The organism is Streptomyces sp. NRRL S-1813, assembly GCF_000719605.1.
Classification (GTDB): Bacteria; Actinomycetota; Actinomycetes; order Streptomycetales; family Streptomycetaceae; genus Streptomyces; species Streptomyces decoyicus.
Genome location: NZ_JOHB01000022.1, coordinates 26,498 through 44,031 on the forward strand (window position 1 = coordinate 26,498; position 17,534 = coordinate 44,031).

At 71.9% G+C, this 17,534-nt stretch carries 22 protein-coding genes, 1 tRNA gene and 1 pseudogene; 5 read left to right on the forward strand and 19 right to left on the reverse strand.

The window, feature by feature from the left end:
• The first annotated feature begins 154 nt into the window (after window positions 1–154).
• Window positions 155–685: a GNAT family N-acetyltransferase gene (locus tag IF67_RS0126155; protein WP_030989637.1), complete on the forward strand. Its 531-nt coding sequence runs from the start codon at window positions 155–157 to the stop codon at window positions 683–685.
• Window positions 686–827: 142 nt separating this feature from the next.
• On the opposite strand, the gene IF67_RS0126160 is transcribed toward IF67_RS0126155, so the two are convergent.
• From IF67_RS0126160 to IF67_RS0126175, 4 genes are all read right to left on the reverse strand, one after another.
• Window positions 828–914 (reverse strand) — tRNA-Ser (locus IF67_RS0126160).
• 67 nt (window positions 915–981) lie between these two features.
• Window positions 982–1,533, reverse strand: a complete 552-nt coding sequence (gene tadA, locus IF67_RS0126165) for a tRNA adenosine(34) deaminase TadA (protein ID WP_078889635.1) — start codon at window positions 1,531–1,533, stop codon at window positions 982–984.
• Window positions 1,534–1,603: 70 nt separating this feature from the next.
• On the reverse strand, window positions 1,604–2,149 hold the full coding sequence (locus IF67_RS0126170; RefSeq protein WP_030989640.1) for a hypothetical protein: 546 nt from the start codon (window positions 2,147–2,149) through the stop codon (window positions 1,604–1,606).
• 188 nt (window positions 2,150–2,337) lie between these two features.
• Window positions 2,338–2,556 (reverse strand): hypothetical protein, encoded by a 219-nt coding sequence (locus tag IF67_RS0126175; protein ID WP_030989643.1) that lies wholly within the window; start codon window positions 2,554–2,556, stop codon window positions 2,338–2,340.
• Window positions 2,557–2,731: 175 nt separating this feature from the next.
• On the opposite strand from IF67_RS0126175, the gene upp reads away from it, so the two are divergent.
• Window positions 2,732–3,367, forward strand: coding sequence for a uracil phosphoribosyltransferase (gene upp, locus IF67_RS0126180; protein WP_030989645.1), 636 nt, complete (start codon window positions 2,732–2,734; stop codon window positions 3,365–3,367).
• A 76-nt stretch (window positions 3,368–3,443) separates the two neighbouring features.
• Here the strand turns inward: upp and IF67_RS0126185 are convergent, their stop codons facing one another.
• The 8 genes from IF67_RS0126185 to IF67_RS0126215 all read right to left on the reverse strand — a co-directional run bounded on the left by IF67_RS0126185 (window position 3,444) and on the right by IF67_RS0126215 (window position 8,317).
• On the reverse strand, window positions 3,444–4,091 hold the full coding sequence (locus IF67_RS0126185; RefSeq protein WP_078889636.1) for a LytR C-terminal domain-containing protein: 648 nt from the start codon (window positions 4,089–4,091) through the stop codon (window positions 3,444–3,446).
• A gap of 152 nt (window positions 4,092–4,243) precedes the next feature.
• Window positions 4,244–4,540: a type II toxin-antitoxin system VapB family antitoxin gene (locus tag IF67_RS0126190; RefSeq protein WP_030084955.1), complete on the reverse strand. Its 297-nt coding sequence runs from the start codon at window positions 4,538–4,540 to the stop codon at window positions 4,244–4,246.
• A 175-nt stretch (window positions 4,541–4,715) separates the two neighbouring features.
• A complete protein-coding gene (locus tag IF67_RS45810; protein ID WP_030989649.1) occupies window positions 4,716–5,336 on the reverse strand; it encodes a DUF4232 domain-containing protein in 621 nt (206 codons plus the stop codon).
• 322 nt (window positions 5,337–5,658) lie between these two features.
• Window positions 5,659–6,303 carry a hypothetical protein gene (locus IF67_RS43905; RefSeq protein ID WP_158713170.1) on the reverse strand — a complete coding sequence of 215 codons (645 nt, stop codon included), beginning with the start codon at window positions 6,301–6,303 and terminating at the stop codon, window positions 5,659–5,661.
• Window positions 6,300–7,004: an RNA polymerase sigma factor gene (locus IF67_RS0126200; RefSeq protein ID WP_030989652.1), complete on the reverse strand. Its 705-nt coding sequence runs from the start codon at window positions 7,002–7,004 to the stop codon at window positions 6,300–6,302. Before IF67_RS0126200 ends, IF67_RS43905 begins: the two co-directional genes overlap by 4 nt.
• Before the next feature lie 30 nt (window positions 7,005–7,034).
• A complete protein-coding gene (locus IF67_RS40455) occupies window positions 7,035–7,616 on the reverse strand; it encodes an LPXTG cell wall anchor domain-containing protein (protein WP_158713171.1) in 582 nt (193 codons plus the stop codon).
• A gap of 84 nt (window positions 7,617–7,700) precedes the next feature.
• Window positions 7,701–7,937 carry a hypothetical protein gene (locus tag IF67_RS0126210; RefSeq protein WP_030989656.1) on the reverse strand — a complete coding sequence of 79 codons (237 nt, stop codon included), beginning with the start codon at window positions 7,935–7,937 and terminating at the stop codon, window positions 7,701–7,703.
• A 44-nt stretch (window positions 7,938–7,981) separates the two neighbouring features.
• Window positions 7,982–8,317, reverse strand: coding sequence for an ArsR/SmtB family transcription factor (locus tag IF67_RS0126215; protein WP_030989659.1), 336 nt, complete (start codon window positions 8,315–8,317; stop codon window positions 7,982–7,984).
• 195 nt (window positions 8,318–8,512) lie between these two features.
• Between IF67_RS0126215 and IF67_RS0126220 the strand changes: the two genes are divergently transcribed.
• On the forward strand, window positions 8,513–10,726 hold the full coding sequence (locus IF67_RS0126220) for an MMPL family transporter (protein WP_051818640.1): 2,214 nt from the start codon (window positions 8,513–8,515) through the stop codon (window positions 10,724–10,726).
• Window positions 10,727–10,821: 95 nt separating this feature from the next.
• On the opposite strand, the pseudogene IF67_RS39540 reads toward IF67_RS0126220, so the two are convergent.
• The 5 genes and pseudogenes from IF67_RS39540 to IF67_RS0126245 form a co-directional block, all read right to left on the reverse strand.
• A pseudogene (locus tag IF67_RS39540) lies at window positions 10,822–11,669 on the reverse strand (GTP-binding protein).
• 6 nt (window positions 11,670–11,675) lie between these two features.
• Window positions 11,676–11,846, reverse strand: coding sequence for a 50S ribosomal protein L32 (rpmF, locus tag IF67_RS0126230; RefSeq protein ID WP_030989664.1), 171 nt, complete (start codon window positions 11,844–11,846; stop codon window positions 11,676–11,678).
• Window positions 11,847–12,024: 178 nt separating this feature from the next.
• The gene (locus tag IF67_RS0126235) at window positions 12,025–13,080 is read right to left on the reverse strand and encodes an NAD(P)-dependent alcohol dehydrogenase (RefSeq protein ID WP_030989667.1); all 1,056 of its coding nucleotides are present in this window, start codon (window positions 13,078–13,080) and stop codon (window positions 12,025–12,027) included.
• A gap of 190 nt (window positions 13,081–13,270) precedes the next feature.
• The gene (locus IF67_RS0126240; RefSeq protein ID WP_030989668.1) at window positions 13,271–13,618 is read right to left on the reverse strand and encodes a hypothetical protein; all 348 of its coding nucleotides are present in this window, start codon (window positions 13,616–13,618) and stop codon (window positions 13,271–13,273) included.
• A gap of 180 nt (window positions 13,619–13,798) precedes the next feature.
• Window positions 13,799–14,368, reverse strand: coding sequence for a PadR family transcriptional regulator (locus tag IF67_RS0126245; protein ID WP_030989670.1), 570 nt, complete (start codon window positions 14,366–14,368; stop codon window positions 13,799–13,801).
• 104 nt (window positions 14,369–14,472) lie between these two features.
• Here IF67_RS0126245 and IF67_RS0126250 point away from each other — a divergent pair, with 104 nt between their 5' ends.
• The gene (locus IF67_RS0126250; protein ID WP_030989672.1) at window positions 14,473–14,904 is read left to right on the forward strand and encodes a nuclear transport factor 2 family protein; all 432 of its coding nucleotides are present in this window, start codon (window positions 14,473–14,475) and stop codon (window positions 14,902–14,904) included.
• A gap of 159 nt (window positions 14,905–15,063) precedes the next feature.
• On the opposite strand, the gene IF67_RS0126255 is transcribed toward IF67_RS0126250, so the two are convergent.
• Together IF67_RS0126255 and IF67_RS0126260 are read right to left on the reverse strand one after the other, a co-directional pair.
• Complete coding sequence (locus IF67_RS0126255) at window positions 15,064–15,279, reverse strand: ferredoxin (RefSeq protein WP_030989674.1); 216 nt, start codon at window positions 15,277–15,279, stop codon at window positions 15,064–15,066.
• Window positions 15,280–15,462: 183 nt separating this feature from the next.
• Window positions 15,463–16,701: a cytochrome P450 gene (locus IF67_RS0126260; protein ID WP_030989676.1), complete on the reverse strand. Its 1,239-nt coding sequence runs from the start codon at window positions 16,699–16,701 to the stop codon at window positions 15,463–15,465.
• 311 nt (window positions 16,702–17,012) lie between these two features.
• Between IF67_RS0126260 and IF67_RS0126265 the strand changes: the two genes are divergently transcribed.
• A complete protein-coding gene (locus IF67_RS0126265; RefSeq protein WP_030989677.1) occupies window positions 17,013–17,510 on the forward strand; it encodes a MarR family winged helix-turn-helix transcriptional regulator in 498 nt (165 codons plus the stop codon).
• Window positions 17,511–17,534: the final 24 nt, after the last annotated feature.

Here is a 17,534-nt window from a genome sequence, read left to right on the forward strand (position 1 = left end):
GGCGCGCCGCTTTTGCTTGGTGCCGCTTTCGCTCTACGCCGTCCTTCGACGGCTTCCATCAGGCGTGTTTGTCGCGGCACCCCACGGACGACGGCCCCAACGGCACGGAAATCCACGGGCGGTGCAGGCCTCCCGCGTGGTACTCCTCCGTGCCATGGACGACCTTGTGACGGCCCGGCTGATACTCCACCCGATGAGCGTCATCGAGGCGCAGCGGATGGTGGCGGGCACACCGCGGGACAGTGACCGATGGTCGCCCGGCTACCCCACCGAGGGGGATGTGAAATCGGCTACGGACTTCCTGAACCGCTGCGCGCACAGCGGCAATTCCCAGCCGTTCGGGCCCTATGAGATCCGTCGCCGCGCGGACGGACAGGCGATCGGCGGCCTGGGCTTCCACGGGCCGCCGGACGACAGCGGCGGCGTCACGATCGGCTACGGTCTGATCCCGTCCACACGAGGCAACGGATACGCCTCCGAAGCGCTCCGGGAGCTGCTGCTGTTCGCGCGGGCGCGCGGCATCACCTGCGTCAAGGGCGACGCCGACCACGACAACATCGCCTCCCAGCGCGTCATGACGGCGGCCGGAATGCTGCCTGCCGGGGAGGACCAACGAGTGAAGTACTACGAGATCGTCTGGACCGGGGCAACGGCAGCGCAGGCGGGACCGGCGGACCCGCGGTGACGCACCCCGCCGGGCCGGGGCGGACGGTCGCCCTGCCGCCCCTCTCCGCTGCGCCCCGGACGACGAGAGCCCCGGAAACGACGAGGGGCCCGGAAACGACAAGGGCCCCGATCCGTGAAGATCGGGGCCCTTGCCCTCTGAGCGGTAGCGGTGGGATTTGAACCCACGGAGGAGTTGCCCCCTCACGCGCTTTCGAGGCGCGCTCCTTCGGCCGCTCGGACACGCTACCGAGAGAGAGCTTAGCCCACGGGTGGCCGTGCGCCGAAATCGGATTCCCGGGAGGGGCGGGCCGCCGGTCAGCGGTCGCGGAAGAAGTCGGTGAGCAGGGCCGCACAGTCGGCTTCGAGGACGCCGGTGATGACCTCGGGGCGGTGATTGAGGCGCCGGTCACGTACGACGTCCCAGAGGGAGCCGGCCGCGCCGGCCTTGGCGTCGCGGGCGCCGTAGACGACCCGGTCGACGCGGGAGAGCACGATCGCGCCGGCACACATCGTGCACGGTTCGAGGGTGACGACGAGCGTGCAGTCGGTCAGCCGCCAGTCGCCCGCCCGCCGCCCGCCGCCTCCCGCGGACTCCGGGAGCGCGGCCCCCTCCCGGAGGGTCCGGGCCGCTGCCCGCAGCGCGAGGATCTCGGCGTGCGCGGTCGGATCGCCGGTGGCCTCACGCGCGTTGTGGCCGGTGCCGAGGACCGTGCCGTCCGCGGACAGCACGACGGCGCCCACCGGGACGTCACCGGTCCCGGGGGCGCGGGCGGCCTCGCCCAGCGCCTGCCGCATCGGTGCGATCCAGGGATCGCGCAGCGGGTCGGGAGCGGGGGAGGGGTGAGAGGCGGATGGGGGGACGGTCATGTCCCCAGTGTCGGGGACGCGACCGGGGGCGGGACCCGGTCCCTGGGGGCGCGGGTCCGGCCCGGCCGGCTCAGCGCACGGCTTCCAGGACCTCCGTGCAGCCCAGCGAGTCGGCGATGGTGCTCAGCGCATCACCGTCGAGGGCCAGCAGCTCCTTCTCGCCGACACCCAGGTCGGCCAGCAGGGCGGCATCGCCGAGCGGGCCGCGCGGCGGGCCGTCCGAGCCGTTCACGGCCTCCAGGGGGTCGTCGTCGTCCACGTTGTCGTCCGATTCGGGTTCGCCGTCCTCCGTGCCGTCCAGGTCGAGGCTGTCGAGGTCATCGTCCGCGTCGTCCTCATCGCGGCCGAGCAGCTCGTCGGCCAGCATCGCGCCGTACGAGCTTCTGGCGGCGGCGGCGGCATTGGAGAGGAAGACCCGCGGGTCCTCCTCGCCGTCCACCCGGACGACGCCGAACCAGGCGTCGTCCTGCTCGATGAAGGCCACCACCGTGTCGTCGTCGACGGCTGCCTCTCGGGCCAGATCGGCCAGATCGGTCAGCGTCTCCACATCGTCGAGCTCCGTATCGCTCGCTTCCCACCCGTCTTCGGTGCGCGCGAGCAGTGCGGCGAAGTACACCGTGACTCTCCCACTGGTCATAGGCGTGCCGGGCCGGGCGGGGCGGCGCTGCACGCCGTTGGTCCCGCCCCTTCGGAATCGTGGCAGAAACAACGCCGTCGCGCGGGGTCTTCGGCGCTGCGTCGTGCGGAGGTTGTGAGAGATGTCGCTCACGTGCCGCAGTGCGGGCGGGGCGCGGGGGTGTTCCGCTACCAGCGGAATGTGCGCATCCGCATGGCCTGGCGCATCCGTTCGGCCCGTGCGCGGCGCGGCTGGACGCGGTTGCGCAGCTCCTTGGCCTCGTGCAGTTCCCGCAGAAATTGTGCGCGGCGCCGTCGGCGCGCCGCTTCCGCACCGGTGTCCGGGGCCGCGTCCTCGCTCCCGGAGACGGCCTCGTTCGTGTCATCGGTCCGCTGACGGTCGGGCACCCATGCACCACCTCGGGCAGGATCTTCGCCCGGCGACGGGACGGGCCAATCGGGCGTACGTGCCCACTTTCCCTCCTTTCGGCGGTTTGATGCCGGCCACGTCGTGCTGCCGTGAACGGAAGCCGGGGCCGCACGGCGGGCGTCGGCGCCTTCCGCCTCGGTTACTGTCGATGTCATGCGGATCCACGTCGTCGACCACCCGCTGGTGGCGCACAAACTCACCACACTGCGCGACAAGCGCACCGACTCCCCCACCTTCCGGCGGCTCGCCGACGAGCTGGTCACCCTGCTCGCCTACGAGGCCACCCGTGATGTGCGCACCGAGCAGGTCGACATCCAGACCCCGGTGACGGCGACCACCGGTGTGCGGCTGTCGCACCCGCGCCCCCTGGTCGTACCGATCCTGCGGGCCGGTCTGGGCATGCTGGACGGCATGGTCCGGCTGCTGCCCACCGCCGAGGTCGGCTTCATGGGCATGGTCCGCAACGAGGAGACGTACGAGGCGCACACCTACGCCACGCGGATGCCCGATGACCTCTCGGGCCGTCAGGTGTACGTCGTCGACCCGATGCTCGCCACCGGCGGCACGCTGGTCGCGGCGATCCGCGAGCTGATCAAGCGCGGTGCGGACGATGTCACCGCGATTTGTCTGCTGGCCGCGCCGGAGGGCGTCGCCGTCATGGAGAAGGAGCTGGCCGGCACGCCGGTGACGGTGGTCACCGCGGCGGTCGACGAGCGGCTGAACGAGGACCGCTACATCGTGCCGGGCCTCGGCGACGCGGGAGACCGGATGTACGGCACGGCCGGCTGAACGGGCCGAGGCCTTCCCGCCTGATCATTGTCCGGGCCCCGCACCACGGTTTGGTGCGGGGCCCGTCCGTATGCGGTCAGCACTTGGCGGCGTCGGCGGGGGCCGGGGACGGATGGGTCAGCAGGGACAGGGACTTCGCCGCGCTCGCCTGGGGGGCCAGCGCCTTGAAGGTGTCGCCGATGATCAGATCGAGCTCGGCGCCCTTGCGGCCGTCGGACTTCTGCTGGGCGCCGGCGAGCTGGGTGGCCAGCACCTTCAGCGGGCCGTCGGCCGCCGCGGGGCCGAGAAGTATCCCGGCGCCCTTGACCTTCTTGTCGTAGGCGGCGGGCGCGTTGCCCACTTTGCCGATCTTGAAGCCGCGTTTCTGGAGTTCGTCGGCGGTCTGCTTGGCGAGTCCGGAGCGCGGGGTGGCGTTGAGGACATTGACGGTCAGCGTGCCGGGTGCGGGCAGTTTCTGGGCGGCCGTCCTGGCCTGCGCCGCATCCTTGTTGCCGCTGTCCCGGCAGTGCTTCTTGCCCTGGGAGGCCTGGGCGGTACTGCCACGGCCGCCGAAGACGTCGATGAGCTGCAAGGTCCCCCAGCCGGCCAGACCGAGGGCGCAGGCCGTGGCGACAAGGGCGAGGGCGATCCGGCGACGGTGGCGGGGACGGCGCATCCGCGGATACCTGTCGCCCGTGATGCGGTACTTCTTACCGCCCATGCCTGGGGGCGTCAGCATGCTCATGGGCGCAGCGTAGTGCGGGAGGCGGGTTGTGCCTATCAAATGATCAACGCGTGGCGCGAGACCCAACCCAAAAGGGTCAATACGGACAGGGCGAGTTGGGTGCTGCCGGGCGGGAAGAGGGGATTTCCGGCCAGTTGGGCAGGGGGTGTGCGTCAGCCCAGTTCGAGTACGCGGGCGTGCAGTACCTGGCGTTGCTGGAGAGCCGCGCGTACCGCGCGGTGCAGCCCGTCCTCCAGGTAGAGGTCGCCCTCCCACTTCACGACATGCGCGAAGAGGTCACCGTAGAACGTCGAGTCCTCGGCGAGCAGCGTTTCGAGGTCGAGCTGCTGCTTGGTCGTCACCAACTGGTCGAGGCGTACCGGACGCGGGGCGACGTCCGCCCACTGGCGGGTGCTCTCCCGGCCGTGGTCCGGGTACGGCCGACCGTTTCCGATGCGCTTGAAGATCACACGGAAAGCCTACCGGGCGAGCGGCACCGGGCGCAGCCATGCCGCAGCAATGCAAAAGGATCATTGACGGCAAATTTGGATCATTGGGGAGGGGAGGCCCGAAGGATATGGCCGGATGCGACCCGAACGGACTACGGCGCGGCGCGTCCCGGACCCGTGCCGCGGGGCCGGACCGTCACCACCTCCGGGCGGCGTCCAGGCTCGGCTGCCAGTACGTGACCGTGGCGGTGCGCGGGTCGACATGGACCGGAGCGCGGCCGTCCAGGCCGACCTGGGTGGGGGTGGCGCGGCCGGTCAGTGCGACGCCGAACTGGGAAATTTTCCGGCCCCGGTGGCCCCTGCCGCCCGGCCCGCCGGCGGCGGAGGTGGTGATCGTGGCGTACGCGGTGTCGCCGGGCGCCAGCGAGACCGCGGTGGACGGCCGGCTCGCCGCGATCGCGGGGAGGGTGGGCTGCCGGTCGTCGCCGAACCGCAGCAGGGGGTAGCGCTGGGCGGCGAAGTGGCAGGTCCGGCCGGAGGAGTTGGTGACCGTCAGCAGCATCCGGTGGGTCCGCCGCGGCATCGCGCCGGCATGGAATCTGAGCATCTCGGGGGTGCAGGCGACCCGGCCGTCGGGGCCGGGGGACGGATTCTCGCCGTCCTCCCGGGAGGTCGAGGTGGGGGCCGGGGAGACGCCCGCGGGGTTGCCGATCCGGTTGCCGGAGATCTCGTGGCAGGCGGTGGTCAGGGCGAGTGCGGCGGTGGCGAGGAGGGCGGCGGCGACGGCCCGGCAGGCGGTGGTGTCGGTGAACGGCATAGGGAGCTCCCCCGGGACAGTGGCGTGTTCACGACCTTCGGCTCCGGTGCTGGTGATCCGCTAACGCACGGCTAACGCATGCCGGAGGCCTCGGCGACGCGCCCGCCCCCGTCCGGCGCGCGGGTTCGCCGCCCGGGAGGTCGCGGATGGGCTGCCGTACGGGGCGCGGCCGGGGGTGCCCGCCCGTGGACCGCACCGCACGGCTGGGGCCGGCCCGCCGGGGACGGCTGCGCACCGGGTGTGCGCACGGGCCGGGCGGGCCGGGCGAGCCGCTGTGGCCCGAGGCCGGCGGGGCGGGGGCGGGTGTCCGTCAGCGGCACGCTCAACTACTGGAGGGCGAAGGGGAATTGCTCCTGCCGCCGGATGCGGTGCTGCTCTGTGGGGTGGGAGCCGACGGGGTGGCGGAGGGGGGCCGGGGGGTCGTGGGGGGACGGCCGCCCGGCTGATCCGTCGGGCTGGGCGTAGGGGTGTCACGGGGGCTACGCGGCGGCCGTGCCGGGCCGGTACCGGGCGCGGGTGAGCCGGAGGGGTCGGCGCTGCGGTGGGGGCCCGTCGACGGAGTGTCCGCAGGCGGTTCGGGGGCCGGTCCCGTATGTGCCGGGGACGGTGCGGGGGTGACCGGGCGCGGGGGCGTCGCGGGTGAGGGCCGGTCCGGGGGGCCGCCGGGGGCGGTCGCCAGGCAGCCGATCACGACGGCGGCGGCTGCCGCGGCCAGCGGCAGCCCGAAACGGCGCAGCCACGGCAGCTCGGCAACGGACAGCCGGCTGCGGCGGGTATGCGGCCCGGGGGGCGCGGCGGGCCGCAGATCCCGCAGGGCGATGCTCTCGGCGCGTGCCGCGAAGGCCCGGCGCAGCCGGTCCTCCACGGGGCGCCCGGACGTGCCGTCGCCAGGGCCCGTGCCGCTGTCGCCCACGCCGCCGCCGGGCCCGCTGCCGGTGCGGCCGGTACCCGTGCCGGGGCCGTTCATGACCGCTCCTCCAAGATCTTCTCCAGCGAGTCCAGTGCGCGGCTGGCGATCGATTTCACCGAGCCGCGGCTGATGCCCAGCGTCGCCGCGATCTGCGCCTCGGTCAGATCGCCCCAGTAGCGCAGGACGAGCACCTCCCGGCGGCGGGCGGTCAGCCCGCTCAGCGCGGCGAACACCTCCCGGTGCTCCTCGTCCAGCACGATCCGCTCCTCGGCGGACGGCGCGTCCGCCTCATAGGGCGGGGTGTAGTCGCGTGCTGTACGGCGGCGCCGCAGCACCGAGCGGGCGGCGTTGACGACCGCGGTGCGCAGATAGGCGAGCGCATTGTCGACCTCGCCGAGCTCTTCGCCGTGCCGCTTGTAGAGCGCGGCGAACGCGTCCTGGACGACGTCCTCGGCGGTGGCGCGGTCGTCGACGAGCAGGACGGCCAGCCGGACCATGTTCAGCCGGTGTGCCTGGTAGAGCTCGCTGATCGTCGGCCCGGGTTCGGGCGGCGCGGGGGCGCCGTCGTCCGGCAACCGGGACTCGACGCCGGCGGGCCCGCCGGACACGGGATACCGGGGTTGCCGGCCGGGGCGCGGTGTTTCGCGGCGGGCGGCCGGCGGACGGGCGGTGCGCAGCAGCCACCGCCACAGGGCAGGCCGGAGCCCCGGCAGGGCGAACCGTACCGGGGCGTGCCGCGGGGTGGCGGAGTACTCCATCGAATCCTCGGGGCGGGCGGGCGCGGTGGCTCAGCCGCGCCGGCGGCGGACCGCGTAGACGGTGCCGCCGCCCGCGGCGATCAGGGCCGCGGCGGCTCCGCCGAGCGCCATGGTGGTCGTGGCGGACGCCCCGGTGCGTGCGAGTTCCTTGTCGCTCCCCGATCCCTTGGCGGGGGCGGGGCGGGCGCTTGCCGAGGGGCTGTCACCGCCCTTGCCGGGGGAGGCCGGCGGGGCGCTGACGCTGGGCTGCGGCACCGGGTGGCTGGGGGAGGCGGAGGGCCGGGGAGTGGTGGGGGCGGTGGGCTTCGGGGGGACGCTGGTGGACGGCGTGGGCCGGGTGCTGCCGTCGGCCGGCCGGGGGACGGGTGACGGGGTCGCATGGCCGGTGTACGGACGCTGCGGCTGGGATGCGGCGGCGTCGGCGTGTGCGGTGCCGGCCGTGGACAGCGCGGCGAGCGCGAGCGTGGCGACCAGTCCGGCGCCGGCCGCACCGCGCAGACGGGGGCGCGCGGCGGACGGCCGGAAAACGGCGGAGGCGGGGGAGGTACGGGTGAACTTCACGGTCGGCTGCTCCACGTTGTTCGTCAGGTCGGCGCCCGATTGCGCCCTCACCCGTGACGACGTGCGGCAGGGACGGGGGTTGCCGGAAGGCGCGGAAATTCTTCCGCGGGCCCGCGCCCGCTCCCCACGGGGTCCTCAGCCCACGCTGTGCAGCAGCTTCTCCACGGCCTTGACCCGGTCGCCCAGCTCCACCAACTGCGCGCTCACCGTCTCCTGTTGGACGGTGATCCGTTCCGCGAGCCTGCGGTACTCGGCCATCGCTGCGGCATCCGCCCGGTGCCGCTGAAGCCTGAAGTACGACACCACGATCGTGGTGACCGAGGCGAAGATGATCACCAGGACTGCTATCGGGATGATGGTGCTGCCGTTCATGTACGGGTCCCCCTAGGGTCGTTCGGTCCCTCGCGGCCGACGGCTCAGCCGTCCGCGTCCCCGGTCTCTTGCGGTGACGCCGCCTCCGAGCGGTCCTCCCGGAGGGCGCCGAGGACGGTGTCCACATTCAGCTTCAGCTCGAACGGCGTCAGTTCGAAGTACTTGAGCGCCTTGCCGTCCTCGGACAGTTCCAGCCGGCCCGCCACCAGACCGGCCTTCTCCAGGCGGTCCAGGTGCATATAGAGCAGCGGCCGGGACATCTCCAGCCGGCGGGCGAGTTCGCTGACGTACAGCCTGCCGTCGGCCAGTTCGGCGATCACCCGCAGCCGCTGCGCATGGCCCACGGCGGACAGCAGGGCCAGCAGCTCCTCGCTGTTCATGGCCCACCTTCTTGCCGTTCCGGACGCCTGTCAGCGGAGGTTGTCGCATGACACGACGGACTGTCAAACACGTCCGCCGCCCTCCGGCCACCACAATCTTACGGTTGACGCCTCGCTCCGACACCTGTAATTCTCTACTTACATGCGTACCAGTGGGGGGCGCGACGTGATGCCGAAGGAGCCGGGCACGTGAACGTGGCGGTACGAAGCAGGCCGACGGAGCATCGGCCGAAGGAAAAGCGGCCGGTCACGGTCCGGTTGGCGAACTGGAGCGCACGGCATCCCTGGCGCGCCCTGGCCGGATGGCTGGCGTTCGTGGTGCTGTGCCTGGGGGTGGGCCTCGCGGCGGGCACCCACAAGGCCACCGCGGAGGACCACCGCGTCGGCGAGGCGGGCCGCGCGGAGACCCTGGCCGCAGAGGCGGGTCTGGGGCACGAGCCGGTCGAACAGGTGCTGATCTCCGCCCGGTCCGGCCCGCTGGAGGAGGCCGCGGCCCGGGCGGCCGTCCGGGACGTCACCGCCCGGATGCGGAAGCTGTCCGAGGTGGCGCGGGTCGCGCCCGCGGTCCGCTCGGCGGACGGCGGCGCGCTACGGGTCCCCGTGATCATGAAGGGGGCGGAGGCGGACGCCAAGGACCATGTCGCCCCGCTCGCCGCCCAGGCCGCGGCGGTCCAGCGCAGCCATCCGCAACTGCGGGTGGCGGAGACCGGCAGCCCGTCGGTCAGCGTCGGCGTCGACACCCAGCGAGGCCAGGACCTGGCGCTCTCCGAAGCGATCACCCTGCCGGTCACCCTGCTGACCCTGCTGGCCGTCTTCGGGTCCGCACTGATGGTGGCGGTGCCGCTGCTGCTCGCGCTGACCTCGATCGCGGCCGCCGTGGGCCTGTCGATGACGGTCTCCCACGTCCTGCCGGACGCCGGGGTGGGCACCAGCATCATCCTGCTGATCGGCATGGCGGTCGGCGTCGACTACACGCTCTTCTATCTCAAGCGCGAACGGGAGGAACGGGACCGCGCGGGCGGCCGCCTCGGACCCGAAGCACTGGTGGAACTCGCCGCGGCCACCTCCGGCCGGGCGGTCGTCGTCTCCGGCCTCGCGGTCGTCGTCTCCACGGCCACCCTCTACCTGGCCACCGACGTGATCTTCTCCTCGCTCGCGACCAGCACCGTCATCGTCGTCCTGGCCGCGGTCCTCAGCTCGCTGACGGCGCTGCCCGCACTCCTGGTCAAGATCGCCCAGCGCGCCGAACGCCGCGCCGCCCGCCGCGAGCGGCGGACCGGACGCCGCCCGGCGCCACGGGTCCGGCCGGACGGCACCGGCCGCATCTGGCGCGCCCTGCTGCGCCCCGCGAGCACCCACCCGGCCCGCGCCCTGTGCCTGGCCGTCCTGCTGATGCTGGGTCTTGCGGCACCCGCCCTGGGCATGCAGCTGCGCGTCCTCAACAAGGACAGTCACTCACGCGAGATCCCCGCACTGCGGACCTACGACCGTCTCACCACGGCTTTCCCCGACCTGCGTGTCCAGCACCAGATCGTGGTCCGGGCCGCCGCCGCCCACGCGCCCGAAGTGGCGGCGGCACTACGGGAGGCGGGCGCACGCACCCACTCCGATCCCTTGTACGCCACGGACGCCACACCGCCCCTCCGCACCTCCCGGGACCGCCGCACCACCACCATGGACGTGTCGACGCCCCACAAGGTCAGTTCCCCCGAGGCGCTCACCTCCCTCGACCGCCTCCGTACGGACTATCTGCCGGCCACCGTGGGCAAGGTGCCCGGCGCGGAGTACGCGGTCAGCGGGGACGTCGCGCACGACACCGACTACCTCGCCCACCAGAACGAGAAACTGCCCCTGGTCGTCGGGGCGCTGCTGCTGGTGACCTTCCTGATGACGGCCCTGGTCTTCCGCTCCGTCGTCATCGGTCTGGTCGGCGTCGCGCTCAATCTGCTGTCCGCGGCCGCCGCGTTCGGGCTGGTCGTGATCTTCTTCCAACACGGCCTGGCGAGCACGCTGTTCGGCTTCGACGCCACGGCGACCAGCGCCATCGGCTCCCGCGTCCCGCTGTTCCTGTTCGTGATCCTCTTCGGCCTGTCGATGGACTACCAGGTCTTCGTCGTCAGCCGTATACGGGAGGCGGCACTGCGCGGTGTACCGACGCGGGAGGCGGTGCTGCACGGGGTCGGCGCCTCCGCCAAGGTCGTCACCAGTGCGGCAGCGGTCATGGTGACGGTCTTCGCCGGCTATATGTTCCTGCACCTCGCCGAGATGAAGCAGATCGGCTTCAGCCTCGCGGTGGCCGTCCTGCTGGACGCCTTCGTCATCCGGGTGGTGATCCTGCCGTCGGCACTGATCCTCCTGGGGCGGGCGAGCTGGTGGCCGTCCCGGACGATGCGGCGGGCGCAGGGCTGAGGAAGGGCTCGGGCGGCAGGGCGCTACGGGAACGGGAGGGTGCTAGGGAGCGGGAGGGTGCTACGGGTAGGGGCCGTGGCGGGTCGCCCCTACCCTCAACCCGGGCTCTGCGCAGCCGAGTGGGACGCCGCCGACTCCTTCTCCTCCTCCTCGTGTGCGCAACGCTCCTCGGTGCCGTGGACCTCCCAGGCCGGGAACGGGTCGTCGGCCGCCGTGGGGGCGGGCTCGTCGGGGGCAAGGAGGCAGGAGGTGAGGGCGGCATGGAGCGGTTCCGGGCGCAGTCCGGTGCCGATGAAGACCAGCTCCTGGCCGGCCGGGTGCTCCCCGCCGTCGGCCGGGGCGGGCTCCGCCCGCTCGGTGTCCACGCCCGACGAACCAGGTCGGTCTTGTTGAGCACGATGACATCGGCGAATTCGATCTGGTCGATGAGCAGATCGCTGATGGTGCGTTCGTCGTCCTCGTACTGGCCGAGGCCGCGTTCGGCGAGGCCGTCGCCGCCGGTGAGTCCGGGCAGGAAACCGGCGGCGTCGACGACGGTGACCATGGTGTCCAAGCAGGCCAGGTCGCCGAGCGTGGCACCGTCGTCGCGGGGAAAGGCGAAGGTCGCGGCGACCGGCATCGGCTCGGAGATACCGCTGGACTCGATCAGCAGATAGTCGAAGCGACCCTCGCGGGCCAGCCGGTCGACCTCCTCCAGCAGGTCGTCGCGCAGGGTGCAGCAGATGCATCCGTTGGTCATCACGACGAGCCGTTCCTCGGTGCGGGACAGCGCCGCGGCGCCGCCGCGCACCAGGGCGGCATCGATGTTGACCTCGCTCATGTCGTTGACGATGACGGCGACGCGCAGGCCTTCCCGGTTGCCCAGGATGTGGTGGAGCAGGGTGGTCTTGCCCGCGCCGAGGAATCCGGAGAGCACGGTGACGGGCAGCCGGGCGTGCGCCATGGCCGGTCAGCCCTTCGGGTCGATCAGGCCGAGTCGGTACGCCTTCGCGAGGCGGCGCGGGACCTGGTGGACGGAGCCGTCGACGGTGACGGGCACCAGCTGGGGTGCGGTGGCCTTCCACTGCGCACGGCGGTGGCGGGTGTTGCTGCGGGAGAGCTTGCGCTTGGGCACGGCCATGGGGCGGGGCCTCCTTCGGCGGTCGGCGGCAGGAGGTCCGAGGCTATATGAAAATGGATACCGTTTCCAATTAGCCGAGCTCGTGGGGTCACGGCATGCGAACGCCCGGGGTGGCCTGCGTCAGGCAGCCCCGGGCGTTCGCGCCTGCGGAGGCCGGTCCGCCGAAGCGGGCCGTGGATCAGATCGTCGAGGTGTCGATCACGAAGCGGTAGCGGACATCGCTCGCGAGCACCCGCTCGTACGCTTCGTTGATCTGCTCCGCGCCGATCACCTCGATGTCCGCCGTCAGCCCGTGCTCACCGCAGAAGTCGAGCATCTCCTGCGTCTCCGGGATGCCGCCGATCATCGAGCCGGCGATCGACCGGCGCCGCGGGATCAGCGCGAACGGTGCCACCGGCAGCGGGTTCTCCGGGGCGCCGACCTGCACCAGGGTGCCGTCGGTGCCCAGCAGCCCGAGGTAGGCGTTCAGGTCCAGGTTGGCGGAGACGGTGTTGACGATCAGGTCGAAGGTGCCCGCCAGCGCCTCGAACGTGGCCGGGTCGGAGGTCGCGTAGTAGTGGTCCGCGCCCAGCCGCAGGCCGTCGTCCTTCTTGCGCAGCGACTGGCTCAGCACGGTGACCTCGGCGCCCATCGCATGTGCGATCTTCACGCCCATGTGGCCGAGGCCGCCCAGGCCGACGATGGCGACCTTCTTGCCGGGGCCGGCCTTCCAGTGGGCGAGCGGCGAGTAGAGGGTGATGCCCGCGCACAGCAGCGGGGCCGCGGCGTCCAGCGGGATGCTCTCGGGGATGCGCAGGGCGTAGTTCTCGTCGACCACGAGGTGCGTGGAGTAGCCGCCGTAGGTGGTCTCGCCGTCCCGGCCGGTCGCGTTGTACGTACCGACGTTGCCGAGCTCGCCGGTGCAGTACTGCTCCAGGCCGGCCCGGCAGTTCTCGCACTCCCGGCAGGAGTCGACGAAGCAGCCGACCCCGACCCGGTCGCCCGCCCGGTAACGGGTGACCTCGGCGCCGACCTCGGCGACCACACCGGCGATCTCATGGCCGGGGACGATCGGGAAGGCCCCGCCGTCGCCCCACTCGGCGCGCACGGTGTGGATGTCGGAGTGGCAGATACCGGCGTACTTGATGTCGATCAGGATGTCGTGGGCCCCCAGCTCGCGGCGCGGAATCGTGATCCGCTCCAGCGGTGCTTTCGGGGCGGGTGCGGCGTACGCGGAGACAGAGGTGTGGGTCATGCCATCGAGAATGGTTCGTTCCGCTTGTCGTAACCAGGGCCCCCTTCAACATATGCACGGCGTGCCTAGTCCTGGCGGAACCACCCTCCGGCCCGGTCGAATGCGACGCCGACCCCGGCCGGCAGGTGATCATCCACCACGCCGGGCCGGGGTCGCGGTCGGCCGGCGCACTGCGGCTGCCGGCGTCGGATCAGGCGAAGACCACCGAACGGACCTTCAGCCGGTCCGAGCCATGACCGCCGTTCGGCCGGAGGCTGAAGTAGTCGCCCGTGCAGTGGGGACCCGCGAAGACCGTCGCGACGGATGAGGTGTAGTTCTTCGGAGTGTGGGCGGGCTGGACGGACGGGTCGGTCACCTCGGGGAGGCTGAGGCAGGCCCGGCTCGGCGGGTCGGACAGCAGGCCCACGTGCGGGTTGCCGGTCGAGTCGGTGTACACGTAGGTGAACGGGCCGGTGGCCGCACCGGCCGAGGCGGTGGGCAGGGCCAGGGTGAGGGCGAGCGTGCCGACGGCGGTGGCGACGGTATGGCGAAGACGCATAAGAATATTCCTTTCATTCCGTTTCCATGCGGAATGTGTGTTGCCCCGCATACGCCCGGTGATGTCCGTTGTCACACGAAGGGGTTCCGGAGAAACGATCACTCGGTCGCTGTTTCGGTCGCCGTTCGACCCGGGGCCCGCCTTCGCCCAGCCGCGAGTGCGGATGTGTGCCGCGCTGTCCTACGGCTGTGGGTGCGCACCGCTCCGCTCCCGCAGTACCCCGGCGATCCGCTCGCACCAGTCGCGGGTCTCCCGCTCGAAGCCGAGACCGCGCAGGCACGTCAGATACGGGCCGATCCGGTCGCCGCGGGCGAGGAACTCCGTCTCGTCCATGCCGCCGCGCAGCCGCGCCAGCAGCTGGTCGAAGATCTCGACCTTGGCGGCGGCCACCCGCGCCCGCTCCGCCAGTTGCTCGATCACCGGTGCGGCGTCGATCCGGTCCACGGCCTGCACCTTGACCAGCAGATCGTCGCGGATGAACGACGGTTTGGACGCGGCCGCCGCAAACCGCTCCAGCTCGGCCAGGCCCTCGTCGGTGACATGGAACAGCCGCTTGTTCGGCCGCGTCTCCTGGACCACCTGGCGGCCGGCGACCAGCCCCTCCGCCTCCAGCTTGGTCAGCTCCGCATAGAGCTGCTGCGGCAGCGCATGCCAGAAATTGGCGACACCGGCATCGAACGCCTTGGCCAGCTGATAGCCGCTGTACTCGCCGTCCAGCAGCGCCGCCAGCACCGCGTGCTTGAGGGACATCTCCCCGGCCACCCCTTCCCATACTCAAGAATCTGACTAATCATAGTCGCGACTATGAGCCATCGGGGCCGGGCCGGTGCCCGGTCGAGCGAGGAGGAAGAGTCATGGGGACGACCGCGGACCGCTTCAAGGCGGCAGTGGAAGCACGGGACCTGGGCGCGGCGGAAGGGCTGTTCACCGAGGATGTCCGCCTGTACAGCCCGGTGAAGTTCTCGCCCTTCGAGGGGCGGCCGATGGTGCTCGGACTGTTCGGGGTGCTGCTGCGGACCTTCGAGGACTTCCATTACGTCGGCGAGCTGGCGGGCAGCGCACAGACGGCGGCGGGGCCGGACGGCGGCTCCGCGGACTCGGTGATCCTGATCTTCCGGGCCACCGTGAACGGCAAGCAGATCCATGGCATCGATCTGCTGCAATTCGACGAGGCGGGCCGGATCAAGGAGTTCACCGTGATGGTGCGGCCGCAGTCCGCGGTGCAGGCGCTGGGTGAGGCGGTGCTGGCCGGGCTGGTCGAGGACGGGCTGGTGCCCCAGCCGTAGGGCGGGCCCGCCGCAGGGCCGGACGGGCCCTGGGGCCGGACCGCCGCAGGGCCGGACCGCCGCAGGGCCGGACCGCCGCAGGGCCGGACCGGCCTCAGGGCTGTCCGGCCTGGGGCCTGCCCGGCCCTGACCAGGGGGCGGGTCTAGGGGGAGGCGCCCCTAGACCCGATCCGCCTGCTCCACCTGCTGCACCGAGATCGCGGCGGCCGGGCAGATGGCCACCGCCTCTTGGACCGCTTCGTGGAGGTCGGCCGGCGGTTCGGCATCGAGGAGGACGACGATGCCGTCCTCCTCGCGCTGGTCGAACACCTCCGGCGCGGACAGCACACAGCTTCCGGCGCCGCAGCACTTCTCCTGGTCAATGTGCACGCGCATGGCTCTCCCCACGGTGGGCCGCCCGGCCCCTGAGGACCGTTGGCGGACGGGCTGGAACGGGATGACGGAAGGTGTCGGGGTGACGGAAGGTGTCGGGGCGGCGGATCGCGCCGGGGTGGCGGGTGGCGGTGAACGCGCCGGAGTGGCGGAATGCGCCGGGGTACGCACTGCTGGTCGCGGGGATCACCACGCGACCGGCAGTGCGTGGACCCCGTAGATCCCCATGTCGTGACGGAACGGGACGTCCTCGAAGGGGATGCCGAGCCGCAGGCCGGGCAGCCGGCGCAGCAGCGTCTCGACGGCGATCTGTAGCTCCACCCGGGCGAGCGGCTGACCCAGGCACTGGTGGACACCGAAGCCGAAGGCGACATGGCGGCGGGCGTCGCGCCCGATGTCGAGCGCCTCGCCCCCGGGGAAGACGTCCTCGTCACGGTTGGCGGAGTTGAGGGTGCACAGCACGCCCTCGCCGGCGCGGATGGTGCGGCCGCCGATCGTGACGTCCTCGTCGGCGATCCGCGGCAGACCGTTGTGGATGATCGACAGGTAGCGCAGCAGCTCCTCGACGGCCCCCTTGATCAACGACGGGTCCGCGCGCAGCCGCGCCAATTGGTCCGGGTTGCGCAGCAGGGCGAGGGTGGACAGCGCGGTCATATTGGCGGTGGTCTCATGGCCCGCGATCAGCAACAACCGCCCCATGGAGGCGATTTCCTCGGCGTCGAGATCGTCGCGGGCGACCAGCCGGCTGACGATGCCGTTGTCCGGCTCGCGGCGTTTGGCCTCGGCGAGCCGGCTCAGATAGTCCTGGAGCTCGTCCCCTGCGGTGCGCACCTCCTCGGCCGTCGAGTGGAGGCTGAGCAGGAGGCGGCTGCGGTCCTGGAAGAACTCGTGGTCGTCATACGGGACGCCGAGCAGCAGGCAGATCACCAGGGACGGCAGCGGCAGCGCGAACTCGGCCACCAGATCCGCCGAGCTGCGCCCCGCGGTCATCCGGTCGAGCAGACCGTCGGTGAGGCGCTGCACCTCGGGGCGCATCGCCTCCACCTTCTTCACCATGAAATCGGCGGTGAGCATCCGGCGCAGCCGCGCATGCTCGGGGTCGTCCCTGCGGATGAACGTCGGTGTGGACGTGGCGAGTTCGCGCGAGCCGGCGGTGAGGAAGGGGAAGCCCGGCCGCGACGCATCGGCGCTGAACCGCGGGTCGCCGAGCACCTCCCGTACGTCCTGGTGCCGGGTCACCAGCCAGCAGGAGGAACCGTCCCACAGCGTGACCCGGGTGACCGGCTCCTCCCGGCGGGCCCGTTCGACGCCGGGTGGGGGATCGAAGGGGCAGCCGGCGGCCCGCGCGGCCGGGACGGCGAGGGGGGCGAGGCCCTCGCCCGGTCCGAAATCGTGCTCGGCCTCGGTGCCTTGTGCAGTCGTCATGCGGCTGGTCCTTCCACGATCGGGACACGGCGCTGCCGTGGCGAACGGTGCGGGTGGCGCCTCTCCTTGACGGGTTCTGCGACCTCGGTAACCAGCTCTTCAGCCGCCGTGACCAGCGCAAGCGCGGTCAGATGGTGACTAGTTACCTAACTTAAGCAACTAACTCGCGCCACGCTAACTCACCCTGAACGGGGGAGGGAAGAGGCGATCAACGCGCACCCGAGGTTGGCTCAAACCGAGCGGACGCCCCTCCGGGCACCGGCGTCCCGGAGCAGGGCTCCCGGCACCGCGAGGGCCGCTAAAGTGCCTGCATGCCGGACCCCGGAAGAGACCAGGACCCCACCGCCGCACTGCAAAGAGTGCTGGCCACGCTGTCCTATCTGCTCACCCGCTCCCGGGCGCACGAACGCCAGGCGGCCAGGGCGGGCGTCACGGCGGCACGCTCCGACCTATGGCTGCTGATGGCCCTGGAGGACAGCGGAGGGGTCAGCAGGGTCGGCGATCTGGCCGCCCTGCTGATGGTCGAACCGCCTCATGTCACCCGCCAGATCAGCCAGTTGGAAACCCAGGATCTGGTCGAACGCACCCCGGACTCCCTCGACCGCCGGGCCCGTCAGGTGGCGATCACGCCCCACGGGAAGGCGGTCCTCAACCGTCTCCAGCAAACCAGCCAAGCCGGTCTCCGCGAGTCCCTCGCCGGCTTCGACGACGCGGATATCGCCACCACTGTCACGGTGCTCAATCATCTGGTGGCCCATGCCCGCCGCAAGCACACGGCGGAGGAGCAGCCGCGGGGGCGGGAGGCATGAGCGGGGGGTGGGGCGAGGCCCCCA

Bases quoted from the DNA above. Each gene is read 5' to 3' on its own strand.
- IF67_RS0126155 (WP_030989637.1), top strand. From the start codon at position 155: ATGGACGACCTTGTGACGGCCCGGCTGATACTCCACCCGATGAGCGTC.
- tadA (WP_078889635.1), bottom strand. From the start codon at position 1,533: ATGACCGTCCCCCCATCCGCCTCTCACCCCTCCCCCGCTCCCGACCCG.
- upp (WP_030989645.1), top strand. From the start codon at position 2,732: ATGCGGATCCACGTCGTCGACCACCCGCTGGTGGCGCACAAACTCACC.
- IF67_RS0126185 (WP_078889636.1), bottom strand. From the start codon at position 4,091: ATGAGCATGCTGACGCCCCCAGGCATGGGCGGTAAGAAGTACCGCATC.
- IF67_RS45810 (WP_030989649.1), bottom strand. From the start codon at position 5,336: ATGCCGTTCACCGACACCACCGCCTGCCGGGCCGTCGCCGCCGCCCTC.
- IF67_RS43905 (WP_158713170.1), bottom strand. From the start codon at position 6,303: ATGAACGGCCCCGGCACGGGTACCGGCCGCACCGGCAGCGGGCCCGGC.
- IF67_RS0126200 (WP_030989652.1), bottom strand. From the start codon at position 7,004: ATGGAGTACTCCGCCACCCCGCGGCACGCCCCGGTACGGTTCGCCCTG.
- IF67_RS0126210 (WP_030989656.1), bottom strand. From the start codon at position 7,937: ATGAACGGCAGCACCATCATCCCGATAGCAGTCCTGGTGATCATCTTC.
- IF67_RS0126215 (WP_030989659.1), bottom strand. From the start codon at position 8,317: ATGAACAGCGAGGAGCTGCTGGCCCTGCTGTCCGCCGTGGGCCATGCG.
- rpmF (WP_030989664.1), bottom strand. From the start codon at position 11,846: ATGGCCGTGCCCAAGCGCAAGCTCTCCCGCAGCAACACCCGCCACCGC.
- IF67_RS0126235 (WP_030989667.1), bottom strand. From the start codon at position 13,080: ATGACCCACACCTCTGTCTCCGCGTACGCCGCACCCGCCCCGAAAGCA.
- IF67_RS0126240 (WP_030989668.1), bottom strand. From the start codon at position 13,618: ATGCGTCTTCGCCATACCGTCGCCACCGCCGTCGGCACGCTCGCCCTC.
- IF67_RS0126245 (WP_030989670.1), bottom strand. From the start codon at position 14,368: ATGTCCCTCAAGCACGCGGTGCTGGCGGCGCTGCTGGACGGCGAGTAC.
- IF67_RS0126250 (WP_030989672.1), top strand. From the start codon at position 14,473: ATGGGGACGACCGCGGACCGCTTCAAGGCGGCAGTGGAAGCACGGGAC.
- IF67_RS0126255 (WP_030989674.1), bottom strand. From the start codon at position 15,279: ATGCGCGTGCACATTGACCAGGAGAAGTGCTGCGGCGCCGGAAGCTGT.
- IF67_RS0126260 (WP_030989676.1), bottom strand. From the start codon at position 16,701: ATGACGACTGCACAAGGCACCGAGGCCGAGCACGATTTCGGACCGGGC.
- IF67_RS0126265 (WP_030989677.1), top strand. From the start codon at position 17,013: ATGCCGGACCCCGGAAGAGACCAGGACCCCACCGCCGCACTGCAAAGA.